Origin of the sequence: Brevibacterium sp. S22, assembly GCF_004745485.1 — a bacterium.
Classification (GTDB): Bacteria; Actinomycetota; Actinomycetes; order Actinomycetales; family Brevibacteriaceae; genus Brevibacterium.
The window spans coordinates 93,612-116,478 of sequence record NZ_RHFG01000010.1 but is presented as its reverse complement, the minus strand read 5'-3'; the positions used below and the strand labels follow the sequence as shown (position 1 = coordinate 116,478).

Genomic DNA, 22,867 nt, shown 5'->3' with positions numbered 1-22,867 from the left:
TGCTACGCCATGGCCTCGTGGGAAGAGCAGCATATGAATATCATTCCAAGAATTTCTAAGACTCAGTCGGATCTGCTGGGCAACTATGTTTACGTCTACTACGACACAGAGACCGAGGAGCCATTTTACATTGGCCGAGGCAGGGGGAACCGGGTTCTCTCTCACGCAAAGTCCAGTCATAACGACTTGGTCCGTGACCGCATCGAACGTGAAAAATACGACTTCGACATTCTCGCCTACGGTCTTGACGATGAAACTGCAAAGAAGGTCGAGGCCGCTGCCATCGACCTCATCGGTATTGACAATCTGTTGAATAAATCACGTGGCAGCGGAGCAACCAAGTATGGGCGCGTCAACGTGCGAACCCTTCTCCGTTCAATTGCCTCAGAAGATATCACTGAGGTGCATCACAACCTCATAGTCGTTTCAATTAAACAAACATACGAGCAGTACGGCGACGACATACAGGCGCTCCACGAATCGACGCGAGGGGTCTGGTGGGGGATAAGCAGTGAAAAGGCTGATCAGGCGGAGTACGTCGTCGGTGTAGTCGAAGGACGCGTCGTCTACGTGATGACTGTAGCCGCGTGGCTTCCAGCTGGTTCTACAGAATATTTCGTACGTGGTGACAACACGGTTGAGGGACGTATTGAGTTCGTCGGGCGCACGGCCAGCGAAGATATTCAGGATCTTTATCTGGGACGTCGTATTCGGGCTGGGGAGAGTCCGATGTACTACGGACCGTTCCACGACAAGGTCTTCCTGGTAGACAGTGAGTGGCGCGCGGAAGAATGACCCCTAGTTTCTGACTGTCTGGTGGTTGCAGGTTTCGTCTCGACACTGATCCCGTGTCCGAACCGCAGCAGGCGGCAAACATCTGTGATCGAGCTAGGTCGCTCTGGGGCAACAGATATCCCTCGCGTGAGAGAGTCTGCAAGTCAACGATCCTTGTCGAGCAAACGCCCATCAACGACGGCCAGTGCACGTGCGATGCCAGGCCAGAGCCACCTCGTCGAGGGGAGACGAAACACCACGGGTGCCGGCATCCTCACGATGAGGACGACGGCACCCGTGGTGGTGTGAGTCGGGATGGCTCGAAGGTCAGTTCCCGATCGTGGCCTTCGCCTGACCATCGGCGGCCATTGTGTTGTGCGGATCAGGCAGGGCCACGTCCGCCTCGGGGGCGTTCGTCGACGCACCGTGAACGTCGGGCTCGAGCGAGAGCTCGTCGAACGGCGACAGACCGGACAGCGTGTTGCGGGCGTGGTCGAGGTCGATCTCGTTGGTCCATTTGCCGATGAGCAGGGTGGCCACAGCGTTGCCGGTGAAGTTCGTCAGCGCACGGCACTCGGACATGAACTTGTCGATGCCGACGATGACGCCCATTCCGTCGAGCAGCTCGGGACGGTGCGACTGCAGACCGGCGGCCAGCGTGGCCAGGCCCGCACCGGTGACTCCGGCGGCACCCTTGGACGCGATGATCATGAACACGAGCAGTGAGATCTGCTCGGGGATCGACATCGGCATGCCCATAGCCGAGGACACGAACAGCGACGCCATGGTCAGGTAGATTGCGGTGCCGTCGAGGTTGAACGAGTAGCCGGTGGGCACCGTGATGCCCACGACCGGCTTCGAGACACCGGCATGCTCCATCTTCGCGATCAGGCGCGGCAGGGCCGATTCGGACGACGAGGTGGAGAAGATGAGCAGGAACTCACGACCCAGGTACTTCAGCAGCAGGAAGATGTTCAGCCCGGTGACGATCTTGAGCAGACCGCCGAGGACGATGACGATGAACAGCGCACAGGTGAGGTAGAAGGCACCCATGAGGGTCGCCATCGCACCGATCGCAGCCCAGCCGGTCTTGCCGACGACCGCGGCGATCGCACCGAAGGCACCGACGGGAGCGGCCCACATGATCATCATCATGAGCTTGAAGACCACGGCCTGGATGTGCTTGATGCCGGTCAGCACCGGCTCGCCGGCCTTGCCCATCGACTGCAGAGCGAATCCGACGAGGAGTGCGAGCACGAGCGTCGGCAGGACCGGGATGTCACCGGGGATGAGGCTCATGAGGAAAGCGACCGTGCCGCCTTCGTCACCGCCTCCGCCGGACTCTTCGTACGGGGTCAGGTGGAGTCCGTCGCCCGGGTGGATGAAGTTGCCGACGACGAGGCCGATGACCAGGGCGAAGGTCGCCATGACCAGGAAGTAGATGAGCGCCAGTCCGCCGACCTTGCCGACGGTGGCTGCCTTCGCCACAGACCCGACGCCGAGGACGATGGTGCAGAAGATCACCGGGGCGATGATCATCTTGATCAGGGCCACGAAGGCCGTGCCCAGGGGTTCGAGGGCAATGCCCGCGTCGGGCGCGATGAGCCCGATGGCGGCACCGGCGAACACGGCGACGATGACCATGATGTAGAGCCAGTGAGTGCGATCCTTCTTCCGCTGCGGGGCGCCCTGATCGGTTGCCGCTGCGGTGGCGTTGCCCGTGTTGGCGGACCCGCCTTGCTGTTGTGGCGACGTTGCCATGTTTCCTCCAAATGGTTTCCGCGTACTCACCCGTCGGTGGGTGCGAACGCGCGCGACTGCTGGCCGCGGTGGTGATGTACCCGACAACTGTGCCAGTCGGTGTGACGGGTGTCTCGGTTGCGTTCATAGTGTTCACAGACACAGTTCACGGCTAATGTGGAGCCGTAAGGACTCACCTGAAGAAGGAGCACATCCGTGAAGATCAGCACCGCACTTCTGCGCGCAGTTCCCGGCGCGTTCATCCTCAACTCGGGCATCGGCAAGCTCGGCCTCGATGAGGAATCGGCCGCCGGCCTCCAGCAGATGGCCGCCAATGGTGTGCCCATGGTCGAGAACCTCACCCCAGCCCAGTTCGGGAAGTTCCTCTCCTACGGTGAGATCGCCGTCGGCTCCGCCCTGCTCCTGCCGTTCGTGCCCACCCGCATCGCCGGTGCCGCACTGACGACCTTTGCTGCCGGTCTCGTCGCGAACTACTTCTCCATCGACTCGATGACCCAAGACGACGGCATCCGCCCCTCCGAGGACGGCACCGCCGTGGCCAAGGACACCTGGCTGGCCGCGATCGGCCTCGCCCTCCTCATCTCCGGCGGCTCTAAGAAGTGACGGATTCCCCGGTCCCACCTCGGCGGGGCCGGGCCCGGTTCCGTCTGAATCGCTCAGGAATTGCTTCACACGTGTTTGAGTGTGAAGTAGAGTGTGAAATGTGACCCATAATCTGCCGCACCCAAAAACAGAGCGAGCCGAGTTGAAGAATCCGCCGCTCGCTCGCGTTCTAGCGCAGATTCGATGGCCAGATCTGACGACCTTCGACCTCGATCAGGCGGCCTCTCGTATTGTTGAAGATCTCGGCACTGTCTATCCGTTCAAGCGCGAGGAGACAGAAGTCGAGGTTCTGTTCAATCAATCCGGGGGTGCTCAGGAACAACGCCGAGGCAGGATAATGCGCTTCTTCTCTGGAGACGAGAAGTGGAGTCTGTCAGTTGGCTTGAACTTCCTAGCCCTGGAATCTACCGATTATACGAATCACAATGATTTTGTGGATCGTTTGCTCGCTGGACTCGACGCAGTGACGGAGTGCGCGGCCATCCCCCGCTTCAGCAGGATCGGCTATCGGTATACGAATCGAATTGTCGGTCAAGCAGATTTGAGTCTCTTGGAAAAGCACTTCGTCCCTGCCGTTCTTGGCGGGCACTTGGCCTCTCCCGAGAACGCAGATTTGGTCCACAGCATGACTGAGTCCGTCTATCGGGTGGAACCGTCCTTTCTGTTGGTGCGTTCAGCTCGGCTGGGTGCAGGGCAACCGATTGACCCCACCCTGTCTCCGGTTGACGAGCCGAGCTGGATTCTCGACCTGGATGCATACGAAGAGGGGCGACTGGACAGTGCACGAGCGACGGTTCAATCAGAGCTGAACCGATTGTCCGGAATCGCCTCAAATCATTTCAGAACTGTGGTGACTGATCGTTTCTACGAGAGGTACGACTCATGACCGCTACCGACTTCTCCAGAGAAGAGCTCTTCCTTACACGAGGCTTGAGCCTGGCGACGATGTCCATTTCTGGGACGTCGATTCCAGTCATGACCGTTCATGACGATGATTCAATCTGGGCGGATGCCAACAGCCGTCTGCACCCGTCGAACAGCTCAGTCGACACGGCAGCCAAGGTCGAGTCGCCGGTTCCGGGTCATGCTGAAATCGAGTCCACTGCAGACCTCGTCAAACAGATCAAGACTCGCGGGTCGTACACCTGGGACCAAGTTGCCAAGCTCTTCGGAGTCTCCCGACGCACAGTCCACCTGTGGGCTTCGGGCGGGAAGATATCGGCCGCGAATGAGGAAGCGCTCGGTCGGGTGATGAAGCAGATCGAAGCGATCGAAGATGTCGGCGACCCGGGCAGCAGGCTTCGGTTCCTCTCTCTGCTCGATCAGCAGCGTTCGCATCACGCGTCCACTCCCACGGACGTCAATAGACCAGCTTCGACCTACTCTCCGGAGCCCTAGCGGGTCATGGGCAAGGACTACTTTCAGGACCTGCGGCAAGGGAGCGTCGTCCAATACACGGGGCAGGCCGACCTCCATGGCGCGCACGTGGTCGTATCGCAGACCTGTGATGTCGTCCTTGCCAAACGTGAGTACCTCCAGCTTGCTCCGCTGATCGCGCTGGAGGGATCCGAGCGCAGGCAGGCTCTCAAGCATGAGAACCCACGGTATGCGCGAGTGGGCCAAGGCGAAGACTGCTCGTTCGCTGATCTGGCTCGGATCGTCAGTGTGCTCAAAGACGAAGTCCTGGATGTGCCTACGGTCCCTGGGTATGAATTCGCCACAGATGATGACGAGCGGGACTTCGGGCTGGCGGTCGGTCGTTGGTTCGGTCGGTTTGCCGTGCCTGACGAGGTTCACTTCTGGCTGGCGCCCCTCCAGAAGCTGGTGAGAAGCAAGTACGACAAACCAGCATCGCCGATCGGCCGAGTGCTCAATCATGTCTCGGAAATTCGGGTGGAGTCCAATGATTGGAACTCGCCCGGCATGCAGCTGACTATCCACGTCATCGTCGCAGCAGGCAGGCTGCCTTCTCTTCCTGACGAAATCGCAGAGCCACCAGACCAACGACGCCTGCCTACCGATGCCAATTCGTTGGCCGAGAAGATCGACGAGTCGGGGCCTGGAGATGACCCGTTCTATGCGAATGCTCTCTGGACAGGGCTCGCCGAGGCTCTTGCCGCTAAGTGCGATCCGGGCAAAGCCGGAGAGTCTGAGGCCGTCAGCGACGCAGTTTCGGAGGTCATCGGCGAGGTCTACTCCGATGATGAATTTCCGCTGGCGAAGGTGAGACGGTCGGAGCAGCTGGATATCGATTTCCTCTCTCCTCCGGTCCCTTTCGGCGATGACTCCTGAAATCCCTGCGGCGAACCGCCGTTCCCCGGTCCCACCTCGGCGGGGCCGGGCCCGGTTCCTTCCCCGAGGCGGTCCCCTTGCCAGGCGCCTCTTCCTCGTCCAGCTCGTCCTCATCGTCCTCGTCTGCACCGCGCTGTCGGTGACCAGCTACGTGACGACGCTGAACAACATCCGTCACGCCACGGGCGAACGGGTGCTCTCCATCGCCGAGACCCTCGCTCACGACCCCTATGTCACCGAGTCCGTGATCGGGGACGATCCGTCCACGCGGCTGCAGCCCTATGCACTGACCGTGATCGACACCGCCGAGGTGGACTTCGTGACGATCATGGACCGCGACGGCACCCGCTACACCCACCCGGACCCCGAACAGCTGGGCGGGAAGTACCTCGGCAGCACCGCGAACGCCCGCGCAGGACAGGCCGAGACCGAGGAATACGTGGGCACACTCGGACCGTCGGTGCGGGCGATCGTGCCGATCGAGGACGCCGAGGGCGAGGTCACCGCCATGGTCGCCGTGGGCGTGACGCTCGAGACCCTGTCCGTGGCGCAGGCGGCGTCCCTGCCGCAGATCATCATCGTCGGTCTCATCGCGCTCGCCCTCGGCGGACTCGGCTCCTGGCTTTTGGCTCGCTATCTGCGCCGGGTCACGCTCGGCTACGGGCCCGAGGAGCTGCGGCGGCTGTTCGCGTTCTACGACTCCGCCCTGCATTCCCTGCGTGAGGGGCTCATCCTCGCCGACGATTCCGGTCGCCTCGTCCTCTACAACGACGAAGCCGCCGCACTGCTCGGTCTGCCCGAGCCCGATGAGTCCACCCCGATCGCCCTCGCCGAGGTGGCGCTGCCCGAATCCGTCCGTGACCTTCTCACCTCCGGTCGGGTCGCCGTCGACGAAATCCACCTCACCGAGGATCGGGTGCTCGTCATCAGCCAGAAGAAGGCCAGCCAGCCGCGCGGCAACGACGGACCCGGCGGGCGCGGTGACGGTCGGGACGGGCGAGGGCACGGTCGCCTCGGTGGTGGTGGTCGCCTCGGCGGGCGCGAGAGTGGGGGAACGGTCGCGACCCTGCGCGATCGCACCGACATCCAGGAACTCACCGGAGAGCTGGCGACGATGACGACTCTGTCCGAGGCGCTGCGTGCGCAGACCCATGAACACGCGAACCGGCTGCACACGGTCTCGACGCTCATCGAACTCGGCCGCAGCCAGGAGGCGCTCGACTTCGCGGTCAAGGACAAACAGGAGGCGCAGAGGCTGACGGACTCGTTCGTCGGCTCGCTCGACGAACCGTTCATCACGGCGCTGATGATCGGCAAGTCCGCACAGGCGCACGAGCGCGGGATCGAGCTCGAAGTCACCGCGACCGGTGAGCTCCCGCCGGAGAGCCTCGACGCGAAGGACCTCGTCACCGTGGCCGGGAACCTGATCGACAACGCCCTCGATGCCGCCGCCGATTCGGCCGAGAAGCATGTGTGGGCGGACTTCGTCGCCGCGGATTCGGAGCTCATCATCACGATCGCCGATTCCGGTCCGGGTGTCGACGTCGATGAGATCGATGCGCTCTTCCACCTCGGCGCCTCTGCGAAGTCGGACGTCGAGGGTCCGGGCGGACGCGGATTCGGATTGGTGCTGGTCAGGCAGGCGGTGCGCCGCCTCGGCGGAGATATCGAGGTCGAATCCGATGGTGGGGCGATCTTCACGGTCACCCTTCCGCTGGGCGACAGCGATCCGGTGGAGGACTACGATTCTGCGCAGGAGCAGGACCAGAACTCGGGCCTGGACCAGAATTCAGGCCTGGACCAGGGGCGCAGCGACGATCGGGTGGAAGGAGGCCACGATGAGCGATGAAGTCGCGGTGAGCGATGATGCCGCGCTGCGGGTGCTCATCGTCGAGGACGATCCGATGACGGGGCAGGCTCATGCAGACTTCGTCGAACGGGTGCCCGGGTTCGACGTGGTCGGGACCTGCCTGGGCGGACACGAGGCGATCGAGCGATTCGACGAACTCGACGCGGCCGGAACCCCCGTCGACATCGTCCTACTCGATATGAACCTCACGGATTCGCACGGCCTCGAGGTCGCCGGGCGGCTGAACTCGCGCGGGAAGGACGTCGACATCATCGCGATCACCGCGGTGCGGCACCTGCAGGTGATCCGGTCGGCGATCTCGACGGGGATCACGCAGTACCTCATCAAGCCATTCACATTTGCAGCGTTCCGGGAGAAGCTGGAGAACCAGCGGGAGTTCCGGCGCGGACTCACCGGGTCGGGGTCATTGGCGACTCAAGCCTCGGTGGACAACGCCCTGTCGGCGCTGCGGTCGGTGTCGTCGACCAAGCTGCCGAAGGGACTCATCGCCGAGACCCTCGACGCCGTGTCCGCCTTCGTCCGCGATTCCGCAGTCCCGGTCTCCGCCACCGAGGTGGGGCAGAGCCTCGACCTGTCCCGCGTGACCGTCCGCCGCTATTTGGAACACCTTGTGGCGACGAAGCAGGCCATCAAACAGCCCCGTCACGGAACCCCGGGCAGACCCGAGTACGAGTATCGGTGGGTGTGAGAGTGCCTAGGTCGCCTGCGGAAGAGTAAGAGGTGCGCTTCCTGCCGAGAAATGCCGAATGCCGGCGAAGGAATCTCTTCCTTCGCCGGCATTCGACTCTGCCGTGCACTGTCGCAATCGTGGACGCAGGCGCGAACCGGGGAACGCGACGGCGAACGTGGGGAACGCGACGGCGAACGTGGGGAACGCGACGGCGAACCGTCAGTCGTTGAGGTGCTCGATCGCATAGTCGGCTTCCGAGCTGGTGAACTGGCCACCGTACTCGCTCGTGAGCTGATCGTGGATCGCATTCGGCGACATCGCCATTTCGTCCTGGTATGTCCGTGCAGATTCCAACGCGTTCTCATTCCAATCGGCTTGGACGTTGTCGATGGCGTACTGCGCTGCATCGTCAGAGAACTGGCCACCGTATTCGCTGGTCAGCTGGTCGTAGATGCCCTGCTTGCTCATGTGCATCATGTCCGAGTAGGTCCCGGCCTGCGTGAGTGCCGAGGAGTATTCGGCGGGGACGCTCGAATCGTCCTCTTCTTCTGCGGCGGGAGCTGCGGGCTCCTCTTCGGCAGGCTCTTCCTCAGCGGCCGGTTCGTCGGTTGGTTCTTCTGCCGCTTCCTCTTCGACCGCGGGCTCGGCTTCCGCCGGTTCCTCCTCGGCGACTTCATTCGCAGTGTCGGCTGCGGGCGCTTCCTTCGCGTCTTCCTCAGCTTCGGACACGATCGACGAGTTGTCGGTCTGCGGTGCGGGGGCCGAGGCCGCTGCGACACCGCCGATGATGATGCCCAGGAACATGAAGATGCCGGTCACGAGCCAAGCGACATTCTTGTGTTCGCGGTATCCGTACAGGCGCAGGCCCTGCTTGTCTCTCTGCCCGCCGCACAGGGTGATGATCAGGTCGACGAGAGACCAGATGCCGAGTCCGCCGCCCGTGATGAGCTTGAGGATGCCTGTTCCGACCTTCCCGAGGTAGAAACGGTCGACACCGAGTCCGCCGAGCAGCCACGACAGCAGCCACGTGGCGACGAAGGACTTCTGCCCGACGGCGGGCTGAGTCTGTCCGTAGGTGGGCTGTGGGGAGGTCCACTGGCCGGAGCGGTTCGTCGGGGCAGGAGTTTGCTGGGTCATTATCACGTCCGGAGATGTAGAGAGAGGGTAGTTGCCATTCCAATTGTAAGTTGAAAGTTCAACCGCCTACACCAAATGTCGTATCGTTCCGGTAACGAATCTGCCGAGGACGCCGAGCAGTGACAGTGCGGGCGTCAGCGACCGAAACTCCGCCTGCCACCCCCACCGACGTCGATGCCTGCCTTGCGACTGTGAACCCGTGCGAGGCACTCGCCATGGCGAGTGCCGATGTCATCGGCAGGCAGCGTTCGGACGGCCGTGAAGGGCTGAGTGAACTGCTCGAACTCGTCCTCGAGATCCGCGACTGGCGAGTGCTCGAAGCGCGGGCGCTTCCGTCACCGAGGTTGCCGGGCTGTTGTTGAGGCTGCTGAGTTGTCGCTGAGGTGTTGTTGAGATCGCGGTCAGGGGGAACTCAGCATTCCGCCGAAGGTCACACAACATAGCGGAGCTGACGCGTTTTCACGCTGACGTCACGAATCGTAATATTACATTTTCGTCATCAGTGACCTTGTCATGAAATTTCAATGAATATGTAAATGTTGCTCTGCGATCTATTCGCTCGATCGCTGATCGCCGAGATATAGGCGCAGATCAGGGGGTAGTACGCGGCGTGGGACACATCTGCATCAAACATATTTCCTTGTGGCATCTGTCCACATCGTGAATATATCAATTCTGCAATATAACGGAACGATAACGTTGTGAATGACGGAATGATTACTCATGGATGATTCCGTAATGTTGTGTGCGATCTGCCAGGAGACTGCATGTTTCCGTCCAGGCTGTTGTCTGCGATTGATCAAGAACGATGAACCGATGTGGAGGACTATGAAGATGCTCGGAGGCCGACCCTCGACCGGCCGCAAGATCGCTGTGGGCGCGGTAGCTGCCACGACCGCAGTGGGGCTGACCCTGTTGACGACGTCACCAGGTGCAGCCGATGAAAAGAACCCGAAAGAAGATTCAGAGGCTCTCGGGCAGCTGATCGATGCGGACCTCCTGTCCGCAGATGCCGTCGACGCGCTCTCGGCCTACAGCAGTTCTCCTTCCAGCGAAGCCGAGGACAGCACACCGCTGAACCTGGAAGTGCTGCAGTCCCTCGGGCTCGAACTTCCGGGAATCGACCTCCCGCTCATCAGCAATGAGGGTGGCGACGGTCTGCTCGAGCTCGGCGAGGCCGGTGCGCTCAACTCCTACGGCCACGCCTCTGCCGGAAACGCGGCAAAGGCCAGTGCCGGAGCCGTCGGCAAGGACGGTGCCCTCAACCTCGATGACGTCAACAACGGCGACTTCGGCAACGCCAAAGTCGACCTGACGTCGCTCCTGGGGCAGCTGAACCTCGATGGCGTCACCGACCAGATCGTCGACGAGCTCAGCCTCGAGCTGGGCGCAGTCGGGTCGACCGCCGAGAGCGATGGCAAGACCACCGACTCGGAGTATGTCGTCGCCGACGGAACCCTCACAGTCTCCAGCCCCGCAGTGGGCGACCTTTCCGGTGAACTCACCAAGGCAGTCGACGGAGTCGGCGGATCCCTCGATGACGCCATCGGCGATGAGGGCTTGGTCAACGAACTCGCCGGACTCGGACTCGACGTCGATGCAGGGCTCGCCTCTGTCAAGATCGGCGGAGAAGACACGCAGGTCTCCGTCGACACCGGCGATGCGCTCAACAGCGTCGTCGAAAACGTCGTCAACAAGAAGCTCGAGGACGAAGCGGGCATCGTCTCGATCGACCTGGCCAACGGCGACATCAAGATCGACCTGGCCAAGGTCGTGAAGGGTGCCGACGGTGAGGACCTCAACGGTCTGGACCCGAACACTCAGGTGCTGACCAGCGACACGATCTCGAAGATCACCGACGCCGTCGCCGACGCCCTCGGTGCGCTGTCGGGCCGGGTCAATGAGACTCTGACCGATGCACTCAACGATGTTCATCTCAACATCGCGCTGCCCGCGAACATCACGGCTGCCGGAATCCCTGCGGCTGACGGCAAGGTCACCGTGGACGCCACGCTGGGCCAGCTGGCCGGCACGGACGACTCCGAACCAGTCGTCGACACCGACCTGTCGCTCGCCGGCATTCCTGTCGGCACCGTGGTCAACGCCATCACCGGACCGGTGGTCAAGGCGGTCCTCGGAGTCACGAAGCCGATCATCGGGGGAATCCTCGACTCGACGACCGAAGAGGCAACCGATGCTGTCACCGGCATCGTCGACCCCGTCCTGGACGGACTCGACCCCGTCTTCAGCGGACTCAACCAGGTTGTCGACCTCACGATCAATGAGCAGTCGCCCAACCCCTCGAGCGAAGGAGCCTCTGCTCAGTCCTCGTTGGAGTCGAGCCGAGTCGATGGCAACAACGGCCCAGGATTCACCGTCAACGCTGTGAGCCTGGAACTGCTTCCCGAATCCGATGCGATCGATGTCAACCTCGCTTCGTCCTCGGTCCGTGCGACCGCTGACGATGCTCCGGGCGACGACGATGCAGACGCGGACGACAGCGCTGCCGCCGATCAGGACGATTCGGCCGATGCCGATTCTTCGTCTGATCCCGACGCCGCTGCTGACCCGGATGCTTCGGCTGCCGACGATGCCGACTCGAACGTCAACGTGAACGCTGCGGCTTCGGCCTCGGCTTCCGCTGACGCCGACGACGATTCGAACCCTGCCGCCCAGGCAGCGTCAGAGGCAGCCGCCGATGACGATGCCAACGACTCAGCTTCGGCGGAGGCCGACGCGAGCGCGGAAGCGGCTGCCGAATCGGCTGCCACTGAGGATGCATCTTCGAACACCTCGGCTGATGCGACCTCTGATCCGAACGCCTCGTCGCAGCAGGCATCGAACGCCGCTGCCAATGCGGACAACTCGGATTCGACGAACGCTGAATCCTCGGCCGCTGCCGATGCCGACCCGGCTGCAGCAGCATCCGCGGCATCGACTGCCGACTCGTCCAACGAAGCTTCGGTTGAGGCTGCGGCCAACTCCGACGACTCGGCTTCGGCGGATTCGACCGACGAAGCAGACGCCTCGGCATCGTCCGATGACGACGCAGACGGTGCAGAGACCAGCGCCTCGGCTGACGGCGACGAGGCAGACACCTCGTCCGATGAGAATGCCTCTGCAGCCGCAAGTGCTTCGGCCGACGTCGAAGCCGGGGCAAATGCAGACGCTTCGGGAAGCAGCGACGGCGGAGACCTGCCGAGGACAGGTGCCGACGGCACCATGGCCATGGCCGGATTCGCGGCGCTGCTGATCGCCGGTGGTGCGGCCGCGGTCTACGCGGCTCGCCGTCACCGCAACCGCATCGGCCTCTGAAATAGATTGAGCCGCTGATCGCACCGGCCAGGTGGTGGGGTCGAAGTCTTCACTTCGCACCCGCCACCTGGCCTCGTGCGTGAGCACCCCAAACGCGCAGGGGAAGACAGACCAATTGCCCGAACAGAATCCGGATTCGTGATGGAAGATACTCAGACTGAGGTCGCGCCCCGACCTCGTCGGATGGTCAAGCGAACGCTGATGATCATCGCGATGGCGATTACGGGATTCCACCTGTTCGCGACTCTGCTGTGGATCGCACCGCCGTCCGCCCTGCGCGAGGCGGTTCCGGGGGAACTGCTCTCCAAATACATGATTCCGCTGTGGGGTCAGTCGTGGAGTGTGTTTGCGCCGGAACCGATCAACGGGGACTACTACTTCGACGTGCGTGCGGTGGTCAAGACCAGCAGCGGGGAAGAAGTCACCGAGTGGATGCGGGCAACCGATGTCGAGCTGGACCATTCGACCTACAGACCCTTCCCACCGCGATCGGCAGGGTTGGGCATCGGCGTGGCATCGGATCTGAAGGGGTCCTGGGATGACCTGCCGGAGGATCAGAAAGCGATTGTGAAGCTTGACTACTTCAGGGGCGGCGACTCTTTGGACCGTCTGACGACGAAGCTTCGCGAGTATGAGGACCCCGATGGTGCTGTCGGTGGGTACCTCGACAGCGAGCATGTGGCCACGGCGTATGCGACTCAGGTCGCGAGAGCCGTGTGGGGTGACGACGTGCAGCGAGTGCAGTATCAGGTCGCTCGGCAGAATGTCGTCCCGTTCGCCGAGCGCAATGACGAAAATGCCACGCGCCCCAAACTTCAACCGGTGCCGGTCGGATGGCGGGCCGCAGTGGTCGAGGACGCTCAGTCCGATGAGGAGTTCGCGAAGTACTTCTGTGCCTCCGACGTAGTGAGGTGCGCCGATGAGAACTGAGATCAGCCCGCCCGAGGAGGATGCAGCCTCGGCGAATATCGGCGCGGACGGCATCGACACGACGGATCCGGACGACGCACGCACCACCTCGGCGAAGATCGAATCGGCGAACATAAAGAATGTGCCTCTCTCGGCCCAGGTTCGCACGGCGATCGCACGAGGTTGGGATCGGCTCGAGGTTCTGCTCACCGGGCGTTACCACGCGACCTATGGCTTGGCCGTGACGCGGATCCTCATTGGGTTGACCGGTCTCGGCCTCATCCTCACGAACTTCAATGCCCGTCACTACGCCTTCGGCGTCGGAAACGCCTGGAGCGGAGAGATCGCGGATCCGAAGAGCGACTTCCCGAACATCTGGCTGTTCTCCCTGTTCCATAGGGTGGTGACGGTTCCGCCGCTGTTCACGGCAATGATGATCGGCCTGGCGATCCTCGCCATCGTCATCACACTGGGCTGGCGCACGCGGATTGTTCTGCCGTTCTATCTGATCCTGTGGGTCAGCTTCATCGAACTCAACGACGGCGCCGGTGATCAGGGCGACAACGCCTACCGGATGTTCCTGATCGCTCTGCTCTTCGCCGACACCACTCGCCGGTGGTCGTTGGACGCGCGTCGTCGAGCTCGCCGTTCACGCAGAGTCCATGGCGGCGACGGTGTAGCAGGCGATGGCGTGGCAGGTGACGCGTTCGGCACCGATGCCGATGCACATGGCACGGCAGTCGGAACCCAGTGGCGGTGGGTGCTGATCATGGCCAACAATCTCGCCATCGTGGTCCTCGCCTTCCAGGTGTGTGCGATCTACATGTCCGGCGGTCTGTACAAAGCCGGTGGTGCTGCATGGCAGCATGGCTTCGCCGTCTACAACCCGCTGCAGACCCAGCAGTTCGGGACATGGCCCGTGCTCTCGGACCTTGTCACGGCGTGGGGTCCGATGGTGGTGGTCATCTCCTGGGCGTCTGTGCTGTTCCAATGCGCGTTCCCATTCATGCTCTTCAATCGATGGACGAGGGCCGTTGGGCTTCTGGGCATCCTGTCGTTCCATCTCGGGATCGCTCTGCTGATGGGGCTCCCGTGGTTTTCCCTGACGATGATCGCTGTCGATGCGATCTTCATCCGCGACCGCAGCTTCGCCGGCCTCAGTGCACGCCTGCACAGTTGGTGGCATTCGACCGCGCCGAGGCCGGTTCCTTCGAACAGGGATGCCGAGCTCCCCGAAAGAGACGAATATCTGGCACAGCCGGATGTCTCTTGATTTCTGAACAACTGGCAAACAGGCTTGATTTTTTGGAAACTCTTCCTGACTTCCAGAGGTAATTTACGTGCGCAGTTCGGTAACTCAACGTAGCTTGTGCGAAAACTTCTGTTCCGTTGAATTCGATCACGTATCGCAATGCGGACAATTCTCAGGAAAGTTTGGTGCGGATCCACGAGGTCCTGGGGCGTCAGTCGCGGTCTTCTGAGCGCCTTCTGACGCGCGTATGCCCTGTATTCTAGAGGATCTGATGCTGTTCGGGCGAGATCGTCCAGCTGTGCCGAGAAGCGATGACTCTGTGCATCAGCTTCATTTGGGATTGAAAAACTCTAGACACTAACTGGAAGTTTCGACAGAATAGGTTGCGGGTCACGTTCGTTGGATCAGAATCCGACATCTGAGGGAGCGGAACCTTTCAAATGCGTAAATTTGGAGGTCAAACGTGTCTCAACACGTCCATTCACGCCGTTTAGATTCCACGAATAGGAGTCGGCGAAGAAGAATTCCACGATGGGCACTTTCAGGATTGGCTCTCGGCGTTGTCGGAGCGATGGTCGGCACGACCAGCGCCTCGGCGCTGGGGCTCGACAACTATCCTGATGATCCGACAGAAGCCGAGGCGAGCGTCGCGGGGATGAGCCTTGATTCGAAGGATCTGATTGCGGCGGCGCAGTCGAAAGCCGGTTCGAAATCGGACCCCGGACCGAACCGTGAGGCATTCAACGGTGCACTCGGCGGGGACGAAGTCATCGATTTCGGCGCCGGGTACCAGATCCCTCTCGACGACTTCATCGACTTCGGTCAGGCCGGAGCCATTGAGAGCGAATCGACGGCGTCTGATGCCAAGAACGGCAAAGCCGTCTCCGGCATCGTCGGTGCTGACGGCGGGCTCAGCCTCGACGGCAAAGACAGTGATTTCGGAACGGCGCAGGTCGACCTGCTCTCCGTTGTGGCGGCGAGTGGATCCTCCGACGTCACCGATGGCCTGATCGATCAGGCAGATCTGAATCTCGGCCTCGGCGGCGCCTGGGTCGAAGCGATCGACGGCGAATTCCAAGATCCCGACGATGTCGGAAAGTATGGGCAGTACCGAGTCGGCGATGCCAAGCTGCAGCTCCACTCCCCGGCGATCGACGATGCCGGCGACGGCGTCTCGGACGCTGCCGGCGAGATGGAAGGCGAAGTCAACGATGCGCTCAACGACGCACTCGGACTGACAGACCTCCTTCCGGGCATGACTGTGGACACCAGCGTCAAGAGCAGCATCAAAGACGACGTTCTTGATGCGATTCTGCTCGAACCGATCACCACTGATGACGGTCTCGCGACGATCGACCTCGGGGAAGGGTCGATCGAAGTCGACGTCGGACGGATCGGCGGAAACGACGACGGTGTGATCGATCGGCCGGTCGGGATGAACAACCAGGATCCCAACACTGAGCTGATCGATGACGAGACCTACCCGTTCATCGCCAGCAGCATTCACGATGTCATCGAGAAGGTCATCGATGTCGCAGTCGACACCGCCATCGAGTCACTGCGCAGCGCGACCGTGAGCGTGGACATCGCCGCCCCGGACGGCACGAAAGCCGGATGGGATATGGATCTGACGGGCAAGGTCAGCAACGACTTCTGCGACGCGGCCGGTGCGACCGGAACCGTGACCTGCGGGACGATCAACACCGTCATGAAGACCATGGATACGGTGATGGGCCCGGTCTACGACAAGCTGTCCGATCCTTCGGGCCTGTTGTACAAAGCGTTCACCACGATCAAGACGGACATGATGACAGTGCCCATCCGTGCGGCACTTGACCCATTCCTCAAACTGATAGCCGATAACCTCGTCTCGCTGCAGATCAACCATCAGGAGACCACGGAATGCACCGCGGCCGACGGTTCGACCACGGTCAATGGCGTGGAAGTCTCTGCATTAAGCCTCGGCGTCGGCGATGGCACGGCCCGACTGGGGATCGGCAACGCGGGCGTTCGCACCGACTCATGCGACGAATCCGCTGCCGGACCGTCGATCGACACCTCGTCGCCTGCCCCTGCAGGTGGAGAGACGACGCTGGACTCCACGGGATGGGCACCGGATACGGATGTCACTGTCGAGCTCAACGGTCCCGACGGCGAACCGGTCGGCGACCCCATCACGGTGACGACGGATGGGGACGGAAACTTCCCGAAGGGAACGGTTCTTCCGATTCCTGCCGATGTCACCCCCGGTGACTTCACCATCGTCGGCACTGACCCGGACGGCAATACCGGCGAGGGCGATGTGACGGTCTATGCACCCGATCTGACCGTTGCGGGTCCTGTCTACCCGGGCGATTGCGCTGCAATCACGTCGGGCGGATGGGCACCCGATTCGGAGATCACGGTTCAGCTGACCGATGCGGACGGAAAGCCCGTCGGCGATCCAGTCGCGGCCACTGCCGACAAGAACGGCGACCTGCCCGATGACACATGCGTGACCGTTCCCGACGGCACCGAGCCAGGTGACTTCACCGTCGTCGGCAAGGACGACAACGGCGCGAACATCGAGTCGCCACTCACCGTCGCCGAGGCGGGAACCCCGATCGTATCGGTCACCACTCCTGCCCCCGCAGGCACTGACATCGACGTGACTTCGCGTGGATGGACTGCGGATGCCGATGTGACCTTCGAACTGACAGACCCCGATGGAAAGTCTGTGGGTGACAAGGTCACGGTCGCAGCCGATGGGGAAGGCAATGTACCGGAGGGAATGACACTTCCGATTCCCGACGACGCGGCTGCTGGTGATTACACACTGTCGGCGACCGATCCTGACGACAATTCCGCGAAGGCGACCGTGTCTGTCTACGCCCCGTCGATCGAGACGTCGTCTCCAGTGGTTCCCGGCCAGGACACGGCAGTGAAGAGCACCGGCTGGCTGCCTGCGAGTGAAGTCAAGCTGCAGCTTGTCGACGCCGACGGAAAAGACGCTGGTGACGCCGTGACCGTGACCACTGACGGCAACGGAAACGTGCCTGATGATACGGCTCTCACGATTCCCGAAGACGCCGAACCAGGCGATTTCACGGTGCGTGCAAGCGATGACAATAAGGCTGAGGTCGAAGCATCTGTCACAGTTGCCGAACCCTCGATCGATGTTTCATCGCCTGTTCCGGCAGGTGGAGAGGCGTCGCTGAAGAGCACTGGCTGGGAGGCCAACACCTCGGTCGAGCTCACGCTTGCGAACGCTGATGGTGATGTCGTCGGAAGCCCTGTGATCGCTACTGCCGATGGGGAGGGCGCTCTGCCGGAAGGCACGAAGATTCAGGTGCCGGAAGACACTAAGGCCGGAGATCTCACGGTGACGGGAAAAGCGTCGAATGAGACGACTGCCGAAGGCACTTTCGAGGTCTATGCTCCGTCGATCGAGGCGACGTCTCCGGCTCAGGCCGGTGACGAAACCACGGTGACGAGCAGCGGCTGGCTGCCTGAATCCGAGGTCAGCATTCGTCTGGCATCGCCGTCGGCGAAGCCCGACGATACCTCCGGTGACCTCGGCAAGGCCGTCACCGTGACGACCGATGAAGAGGGCGCAGTGCCTGAGGACACGAAGCTGCCCGTACCCGCCGAGACCGCCGCCGGAGACTTCGCCGTGGTCGGCACCGATGACAATGGGGCCGAAGCCGCGGCGTCCATTGAGGTGACTTCCGCTGAAGCCGATGACGATGCCAACGCTTCGTCGAGCGCTGACGGTGACGATGCGAATGCTTCGTCGGATGCTGGAGGAGATGACGCGAATGCCTCGTCGAATGCCGGAGGAGACGACGCGACCGCCTCGTCGAGCGCCGACGGTGACGATGCCAACGCTTCGTCGAATGCCGGTGGAGACGACGCGACCGCCTCGTCGAGTGCCGACGGTGACGATGCCAACGCTTCGTCGAACGCTGGTAACGACGACGTCAACGCAGGCGCTGGCGACGAAGGGGTGAGCAGCGATCTGCCGCGTACCGGTGGCGAGGTCGTGCCGATCTTCCTGGCCGCAGCCGCGCTTATCGCTGTCGGTGCTGCCGCGCGATACACGTTCAGAAACAGGACGAACGTGTAACTCTCATCTTCGAGATGAGCTCGGGTGTGGTGATCATGCGCTCACATGATCACCACACCCGTCCACCATTTTCGACTTCCCGCCCGTGTGGGGCGGCTTCTTCTGGGGATCGATACCGAAGTGAAAAGACGACTGACTCAGATCGTGGCCGGAGCATTGTCTCTCCTGCTCATCGTTACTGCCTGCACCCAGGGCGACAGCTCGCACTCAGGACAGCAGGACAAGAAAGAGCAGGCCATTGCCGACGTCTCCTGCAAGGGTCCCAAGCAGAAGGTCTCAAAATCACTGTCCAGCGGAGCCACATGGACGATGTGCTGGGGCGTCCATCCGGACTTCGGACTGACACTCTCGGACATCTTCATCACTCCACCAGGTGAAGACCCGATCCGGGTGATCGACACGATCTCGACTTCTCAGCTCGAGGTTCCCTATGACACCGGAGAACGCCTCACCTCTGATATCACTGAGTCCGGATTCGGCGGACGCAAGATGAAGACACTCACTGACGACGCATGTCAGGGAGACATCCAGTCGGCAAGCATCCCGAAGATCGGCGACGGTTCATACGGCAAATCGGAGACGAGGAAGGTTCTGTGCTCCGAAGTCGTCGATGAAGGGCTTGCCTACCACTCCAGCGATCTTGTGGCTCCAGCACACGCTCGCAAGAACGGCTGGCAGCTGTCGACAGTCTCTCGAGTCGGCTGGTACGAATACGTCTCCCAATACACATTCGGTGCCGACGGCTCCATCAACGTTCAGCTCGGAGCAACGGGAGACCTGTCTCCGGTCGACTACACGGATGAAGATCACGGATGGGATGTCGGTGACCACGAGCACGCGGCCAGCCACTCACATAACGCCGTATGGAGAATACGGTGGGGGCTCGGTGGCACCGGCGGCATGAGCGCACAGCAGTTCGACGCCGATGAGACAGGGGAGAAAGGTGCGGAATCACCCAAACTCACGGGCAAACTGACGGACCTCGACCATCCTACGACGGCCCAGTGGCAGGATCGCCGGTGGTGGCGAGTCCTCAACCCGAACCTCCTCAACGATGACGGCCACCCCGTCTCCTATCAGATCGATGTCGGCAAAACCGACTCCTTCGAGTTCGTCGACGACGCTGAGCATTCCCACACGCACGGTGATGACATCGGCTACGACGTAGGGTTCACGAATCACAACGGCTGTGAACTCTATGCAACGAAGAATCGGGGCGACTGCGGACGGGGAGTGCCGGAGTTCGTCGAAGACGGAAAGGCCCAGACCCTCGATGATGTCGTCTCGTGGGTGGCGGTCGGATTCCACCATGTCCCCAGGGACGAGGAGCAGTCGCCCATGGAGATGCATTGGCAAGGCTTCACCTTGCTGCCCAGGGACCTCACTGCGCAGAGATTCGATCTGCCGAAGGGCCACGAAGGAGTCAACGGGGTACCCGACTCCGAGTGGAACCAAGAGCCCATCAACTGAGGATGAGATACCCCTTGAATATTGAGTCATTAAAGGATCATGCAAGAGTCATGAATCGACTCAAGAGGGTCGGTCTTGCTGAATGAGATAGCCTTTGAATAATCCGATGAGGCAAGTTAGTCTGTCTTTGTCGGTAAATCTCATGAGTACATCGGCGTGTGCGTGGCGGCATCCTCAGTGCGGTCGCGTTACCCCTTCTAGGCGTGTTGAGCGCGCGTCTGGAAGGGGTTTTCAATTGGTTTCAGCGATTTGCCCCTGGGCGGATCGGCGCTGGTCGCCACTACTTCTGAACGATATCCAGTAACTTTCTCTCGCTGCTCCTTTGGTCGCCTTTGGGGAATCTGGTGGTTGTTCACTAAATAGTCATCTTGGCGGCAGGAAAAGGTCATACAGGTGCAACAGAGCTTGAAAACATGCGATAAACTGCTGGGATGAGAGCTCGCCGCCAAGCGGAGGCTCTGGCGCTGCCCGGCAATGAGGCTCCTGCCACCTACTTCTGTCGAGACCGATGAGGACCGGATAGACGTGCACGAACATCAGCCTGACGAGAATCTCGCCGATTTCACGAACGACGAGATCCTCAGACTCATCGACTCCGGAACCGTCGGAGCCTTCTCCGAAATCTATCGTCGCCACATCGACGATTCGGCGGACGGGACGGTGGGTACCCGCGCGATCCATGACGCTGCGCTGTTGGCGGTCCTCAAACAGGTTCTCCACACCCCGCCCGAAACGTCAGAGGATCTCGAGACACTCATCGAGCGTGCTGTTGACGAGGAGGCGGCCCGTCACGACATGACGGAGGGGACGATGATCGTCTCTGAAGCCTGGGCTCGGCACAGCAATGTGGCACACGTGTTTTCGAGTCTTCCCGACAACTGGCAGCGAATTCTGTGGATGCGGGAAGTCGAGAACCTCGAGGCGGCATCTATAGCGCAGAGACTGAATGTCACCGCGCACACCGCGACCCGTCTGACATTGCGTGCTCGGCAGGAGCTGCAGCGGCGGTGGCGGAAGGCGCAGGGCGGGCGGGCCCTGGATGCGACTGATCTGGGCTCTGCGCTTGTCCCTGCTCTGCTGATTTCGCCGCCTTTGATCGAGCGATTTGCTGACACGCTCAATGTTCGATCACACACAGCCCCGGCATCAGCGGCCCCCTTGGCGCCGGCGGAGGCGAAATCTGAGTCGGCGGCGGAAGAGGAAAGTGCCCTACCTACCACGGAAGGAGAGACTGCTCTCGCGTCTCCCACGGTGGTGGGTGAGGAAGCCGTCCTCGCGCCTTCCACGGAGGCGGCGCAGGTGGCAGAGGACTCAGCGCCGTCAACCGAGGCCGAAGAGGAAACTTCCCTCGTGCCGTCGTCGGAGACGAAAGGGGAGGCTGCCCCCGCCCCTTCCACGGCGGCGGCGCAGGTGGCAGAGGACTCAGATCCATCAACGGAGGCCGAAGAGGAAACTTCCCTCGTGCCGTCATCGGAGACGGAGAAGGAAGCTGTCTCAGCCCCACCTGCGGAGACGGAAGGGGAGGCTGCCTCAGCCTCATCCACGGAGGCTGAAGAGGAAACTGCCCTCGCGCCTTCCACAGAGGCCGAAGAGGAAACTGCCCTCGCGCCATCCACAGTGGCGATGCAGGCAGCAGCAGAAGACCCGGAGGACGAGAAAGACGGCTCGGTCTTTCACCTCCCGAAGCCCGTCCTCATCCCAGTGGCGGCGGCGTGTATCGGACTTCTCGGGTCACTGGTCGGTCTCTCGATCTCGCCGATATCCAGCGAGAATTCAGGGTATCGGACGGATGCCGGGTCGTCGTCCACCTCGGCGGGGAAGGAAGCGGGAAGCCGGGCAGGCAGTGGGGGAGAGCACAGTGCATCGTCCGGGAACTCACCCGACGACGGACGCGCGGGCTCATCGTCGTCCAAAACGAATGATCCACACGATTCCGAGGCCTCACGAGGCGTGGGCCGGGACGGATCAGAGTCTCCCTCTTCACCCTCTCCGCACGACGATGATGAGCACACCGATGGAAAGTCCTCGAAGGGCAAGAAGTCAGGTGACCGCCCCGGCAACCCCGACCCGACAAGCCCTGAGAAGCCGGGCTCACCCGGCAAGCCGAACCCGACGAAGCCCGATTCGCCCTCACCGTCGGCGCCCGACGAGCCCGATGCTCCTTCACCGTCAGAACCGGAAGAGCCGAGCGACCCGGCACCATCGGAACCGGACGAACCGAGCGATCCCGCTCCATCGGAGCCCGACGAACCGGATACGCCTTCACCGTCAGGACCGGACGAACCCGCTCCATCGGAACCCGACGAACCGGACAACCCCTCGCCGTCGGAGCCCGACCAATCGAGCGACGCGTCATCGACGTCCGCACCGGCAGAGACCGAAAGGGCAGAGGGGTGATCTGAGGCGCCGACAGTCCGCAGAAAACGACCAGCCGTCGCACCATTCACTGATCGACGCAATTGAGGCTCAACTGAGCTGACACCGGTTCACCGGTCGCCTTACGGCGCCGGTTGCTTCCCCTCCGGAGGCAGGGCCGACATACGGTGAGGAACGGTCTGCCGAGATATCATCTCGACAGACCGGTAAGCTTGCTGTGTTATACATGTTTATGTAGCAACGCACATTTCCCCTCACCTTGGCAGTCCCCACTGCCACGGCTCCCCGCCGACAGCACAGAGAAGATTCCAGCATTGCCAATCAGTGAACCCG

At 61.8% G+C, this 22,867-nt stretch carries 16 protein-coding genes; 14 read left to right on the top strand and 2 right to left on the bottom strand.

Features of this window, described 5'->3' with window-relative positions; all coding sequences use genetic code 11:
• Positions 1-33: 33 nt before the first annotated feature.
• Positions 34-795 (top strand): hypothetical protein, encoded by a 762-nt coding sequence (locus EB835_RS10615; protein WP_135809435.1) that lies wholly within the window; start codon positions 34-36, stop codon positions 793-795.
• Between the two features lie 306 nt (positions 796-1,101).
• Here the strand turns inward: EB835_RS10615 and EB835_RS10610 are convergent, their stop codons facing one another.
• The gene (locus EB835_RS10610) at positions 1,102-2,418 is read right to left on the bottom strand and encodes a cation:dicarboxylate symporter family transporter (protein ID WP_240688680.1); all 1,317 of its coding nucleotides are present in this window, start codon (positions 2,416-2,418) and stop codon (positions 1,102-1,104) included.
• 312 nt (positions 2,419-2,730) lie between these two features.
• On the opposite strand from EB835_RS10610, the gene EB835_RS10605 reads away from it, so the two are divergent.
• The 6 genes from EB835_RS10605 to EB835_RS10580 all read left to right on the top strand — a co-directional run bounded on the left by EB835_RS10605 (position 2,731) and on the right by EB835_RS10580 (position 7,988).
• A complete protein-coding gene (locus EB835_RS10605; protein ID WP_135809434.1) occupies positions 2,731-3,138 on the top strand; it encodes a hypothetical protein in 408 nt (135 codons plus the stop codon).
• A 100-nt stretch (positions 3,139-3,238) separates the two neighbouring features.
• Positions 3,239-4,024, top strand: coding sequence for a TIGR04255 family protein (locus EB835_RS10600; protein WP_135809433.1), 786 nt, complete (start codon positions 3,239-3,241; stop codon positions 4,022-4,024).
• Positions 4,021-4,536, top strand: coding sequence for a helix-turn-helix domain-containing protein (locus EB835_RS10595; protein WP_135809432.1), 516 nt, complete (start codon positions 4,021-4,023; stop codon positions 4,534-4,536). Before EB835_RS10600 ends, EB835_RS10595 begins: the two co-directional genes overlap by 4 nt.
• 6 nt (positions 4,537-4,542) lie before the next feature.
• The gene (locus EB835_RS10590) at positions 4,543-5,430 is read left to right on the top strand and encodes a hypothetical protein (RefSeq protein ID WP_135809431.1); all 888 of its coding nucleotides are present in this window, start codon (positions 4,543-4,545) and stop codon (positions 5,428-5,430) included.
• On the top strand, positions 5,420-7,279 hold the full coding sequence (locus EB835_RS10585; RefSeq protein ID WP_135809430.1) for an ATP-binding protein: 1,860 nt from the start codon (positions 5,420-5,422) through the stop codon (positions 7,277-7,279). The genes EB835_RS10590 and EB835_RS10585 overlap by 11 nt, the downstream gene beginning before the upstream one ends.
• Positions 7,269-7,988, top strand: coding sequence for a response regulator (locus tag EB835_RS10580; RefSeq protein ID WP_135809429.1), 720 nt, complete (start codon positions 7,269-7,271; stop codon positions 7,986-7,988). The genes EB835_RS10585 and EB835_RS10580 overlap by 11 nt, the downstream gene beginning before the upstream one ends.
• Before the next feature lie 201 nt (positions 7,989-8,189).
• Here the strand turns inward: EB835_RS10580 and EB835_RS20630 are convergent, their stop codons facing one another.
• Positions 8,190-9,107, bottom strand: coding sequence for an Ltp family lipoprotein (locus EB835_RS20630; protein ID WP_135809428.1), 918 nt, complete (start codon positions 9,105-9,107; stop codon positions 8,190-8,192).
• A 119-nt stretch (positions 9,108-9,226) separates the two neighbouring features.
• Here EB835_RS20630 and EB835_RS10570 point away from each other — a divergent pair, with 119 nt between their 5' ends.
• The 7 genes from EB835_RS10570 to EB835_RS10540 all read left to right on the top strand — a co-directional run bounded on the left by EB835_RS10570 (position 9,227) and on the right by EB835_RS10540 (position 22,555).
• On the top strand, positions 9,227-9,469 hold the full coding sequence (locus EB835_RS10570; RefSeq protein WP_135809427.1) for a hypothetical protein: 243 nt from the start codon (positions 9,227-9,229) through the stop codon (positions 9,467-9,469).
• A 466-nt stretch (positions 9,470-9,935) separates the two neighbouring features.
• On the top strand, positions 9,936-12,422 hold the full coding sequence (locus EB835_RS10565; RefSeq protein WP_168216702.1) for a choice-of-anchor G family protein: 2,487 nt from the start codon (positions 9,936-9,938) through the stop codon (positions 12,420-12,422).
• A gap of 141 nt (positions 12,423-12,563) precedes the next feature.
• Complete coding sequence (locus tag EB835_RS10560) at positions 12,564-13,352, top strand: DUF5819 family protein (protein WP_135809450.1); 789 nt, start codon at positions 12,564-12,566, stop codon at positions 13,350-13,352.
• A complete protein-coding gene (locus tag EB835_RS10555; RefSeq protein ID WP_240688673.1) occupies positions 13,342-14,604 on the top strand; it encodes an HTTM domain-containing protein in 1,263 nt (420 codons plus the stop codon). The genes EB835_RS10560 and EB835_RS10555 overlap by 11 nt, the downstream gene beginning before the upstream one ends.
• A gap of 550 nt (positions 14,605-15,154) precedes the next feature.
• Positions 15,155-18,688 (top strand): choice-of-anchor G family protein, encoded by a 3,534-nt coding sequence (locus EB835_RS10550; RefSeq protein WP_135809425.1) that lies wholly within the window; start codon positions 15,155-15,157, stop codon positions 18,686-18,688.
• A gap of 45 nt (positions 18,689-18,733) precedes the next feature.
• Entirely contained in the window at positions 18,734-20,158 is a 1,425-nt protein-coding gene (locus EB835_RS10545; protein ID WP_135809424.1) for a copper amine oxidase, read from the top strand.
• A 525-nt stretch (positions 20,159-20,683) separates the two neighbouring features.
• Positions 20,684-22,555 carry a hypothetical protein gene (locus tag EB835_RS10540; RefSeq protein WP_135809423.1) on the top strand — a complete coding sequence of 624 codons (1,872 nt, stop codon included), beginning with the start codon at positions 20,684-20,686 and terminating at the stop codon, positions 22,553-22,555.
• Positions 22,556-22,867 lie beyond the last annotated feature (312 nt).

Bases quoted from the DNA above. Each gene is read 5' to 3' on its own strand.
- EB835_RS10615 (WP_135809435.1), top strand. From the start codon at position 34: ATGAATATCATTCCAAGAATTTCTAAGACTCAGTCGGATCTGCTGGGC.
- EB835_RS10610 (WP_240688680.1), bottom strand. From the start codon at position 2,418: ATGGTCATCGTCGCCGTGTTCGCCGGTGCCGCCATCGGGCTCATCGCG.
- EB835_RS10595 (WP_135809432.1), top strand. From the start codon at position 4,021: ATGACCGCTACCGACTTCTCCAGAGAAGAGCTCTTCCTTACACGAGGC.
- EB835_RS10590 (WP_135809431.1), top strand. From the start codon at position 4,543: ATGGGCAAGGACTACTTTCAGGACCTGCGGCAAGGGAGCGTCGTCCAA.
- EB835_RS10585 (WP_135809430.1), top strand. From the start codon at position 5,420: ATGACTCCTGAAATCCCTGCGGCGAACCGCCGTTCCCCGGTCCCACCT.
- EB835_RS10580 (WP_135809429.1), top strand. From the start codon at position 7,269: ATGAGCGATGAAGTCGCGGTGAGCGATGATGCCGCGCTGCGGGTGCTC.
- EB835_RS20630 (WP_135809428.1), bottom strand. From the start codon at position 9,107: ATGACCCAGCAAACTCCTGCCCCGACGAACCGCTCCGGCCAGTGGACC.
- EB835_RS10565 (WP_168216702.1), top strand. From the start codon at position 9,936: ATGAAGATGCTCGGAGGCCGACCCTCGACCGGCCGCAAGATCGCTGTG.
- EB835_RS10560 (WP_135809450.1), top strand. From the start codon at position 12,564: ATGGAAGATACTCAGACTGAGGTCGCGCCCCGACCTCGTCGGATGGTC.
- EB835_RS10555 (WP_240688673.1), top strand. From the start codon at position 13,342: ATGAGAACTGAGATCAGCCCGCCCGAGGAGGATGCAGCCTCGGCGAAT.
- EB835_RS10550 (WP_135809425.1), top strand. From the start codon at position 15,155: ATGGTCGGCACGACCAGCGCCTCGGCGCTGGGGCTCGACAACTATCCT.
- EB835_RS10545 (WP_135809424.1), top strand. From the start codon at position 18,734: ATGATCACCACACCCGTCCACCATTTTCGACTTCCCGCCCGTGTGGGG.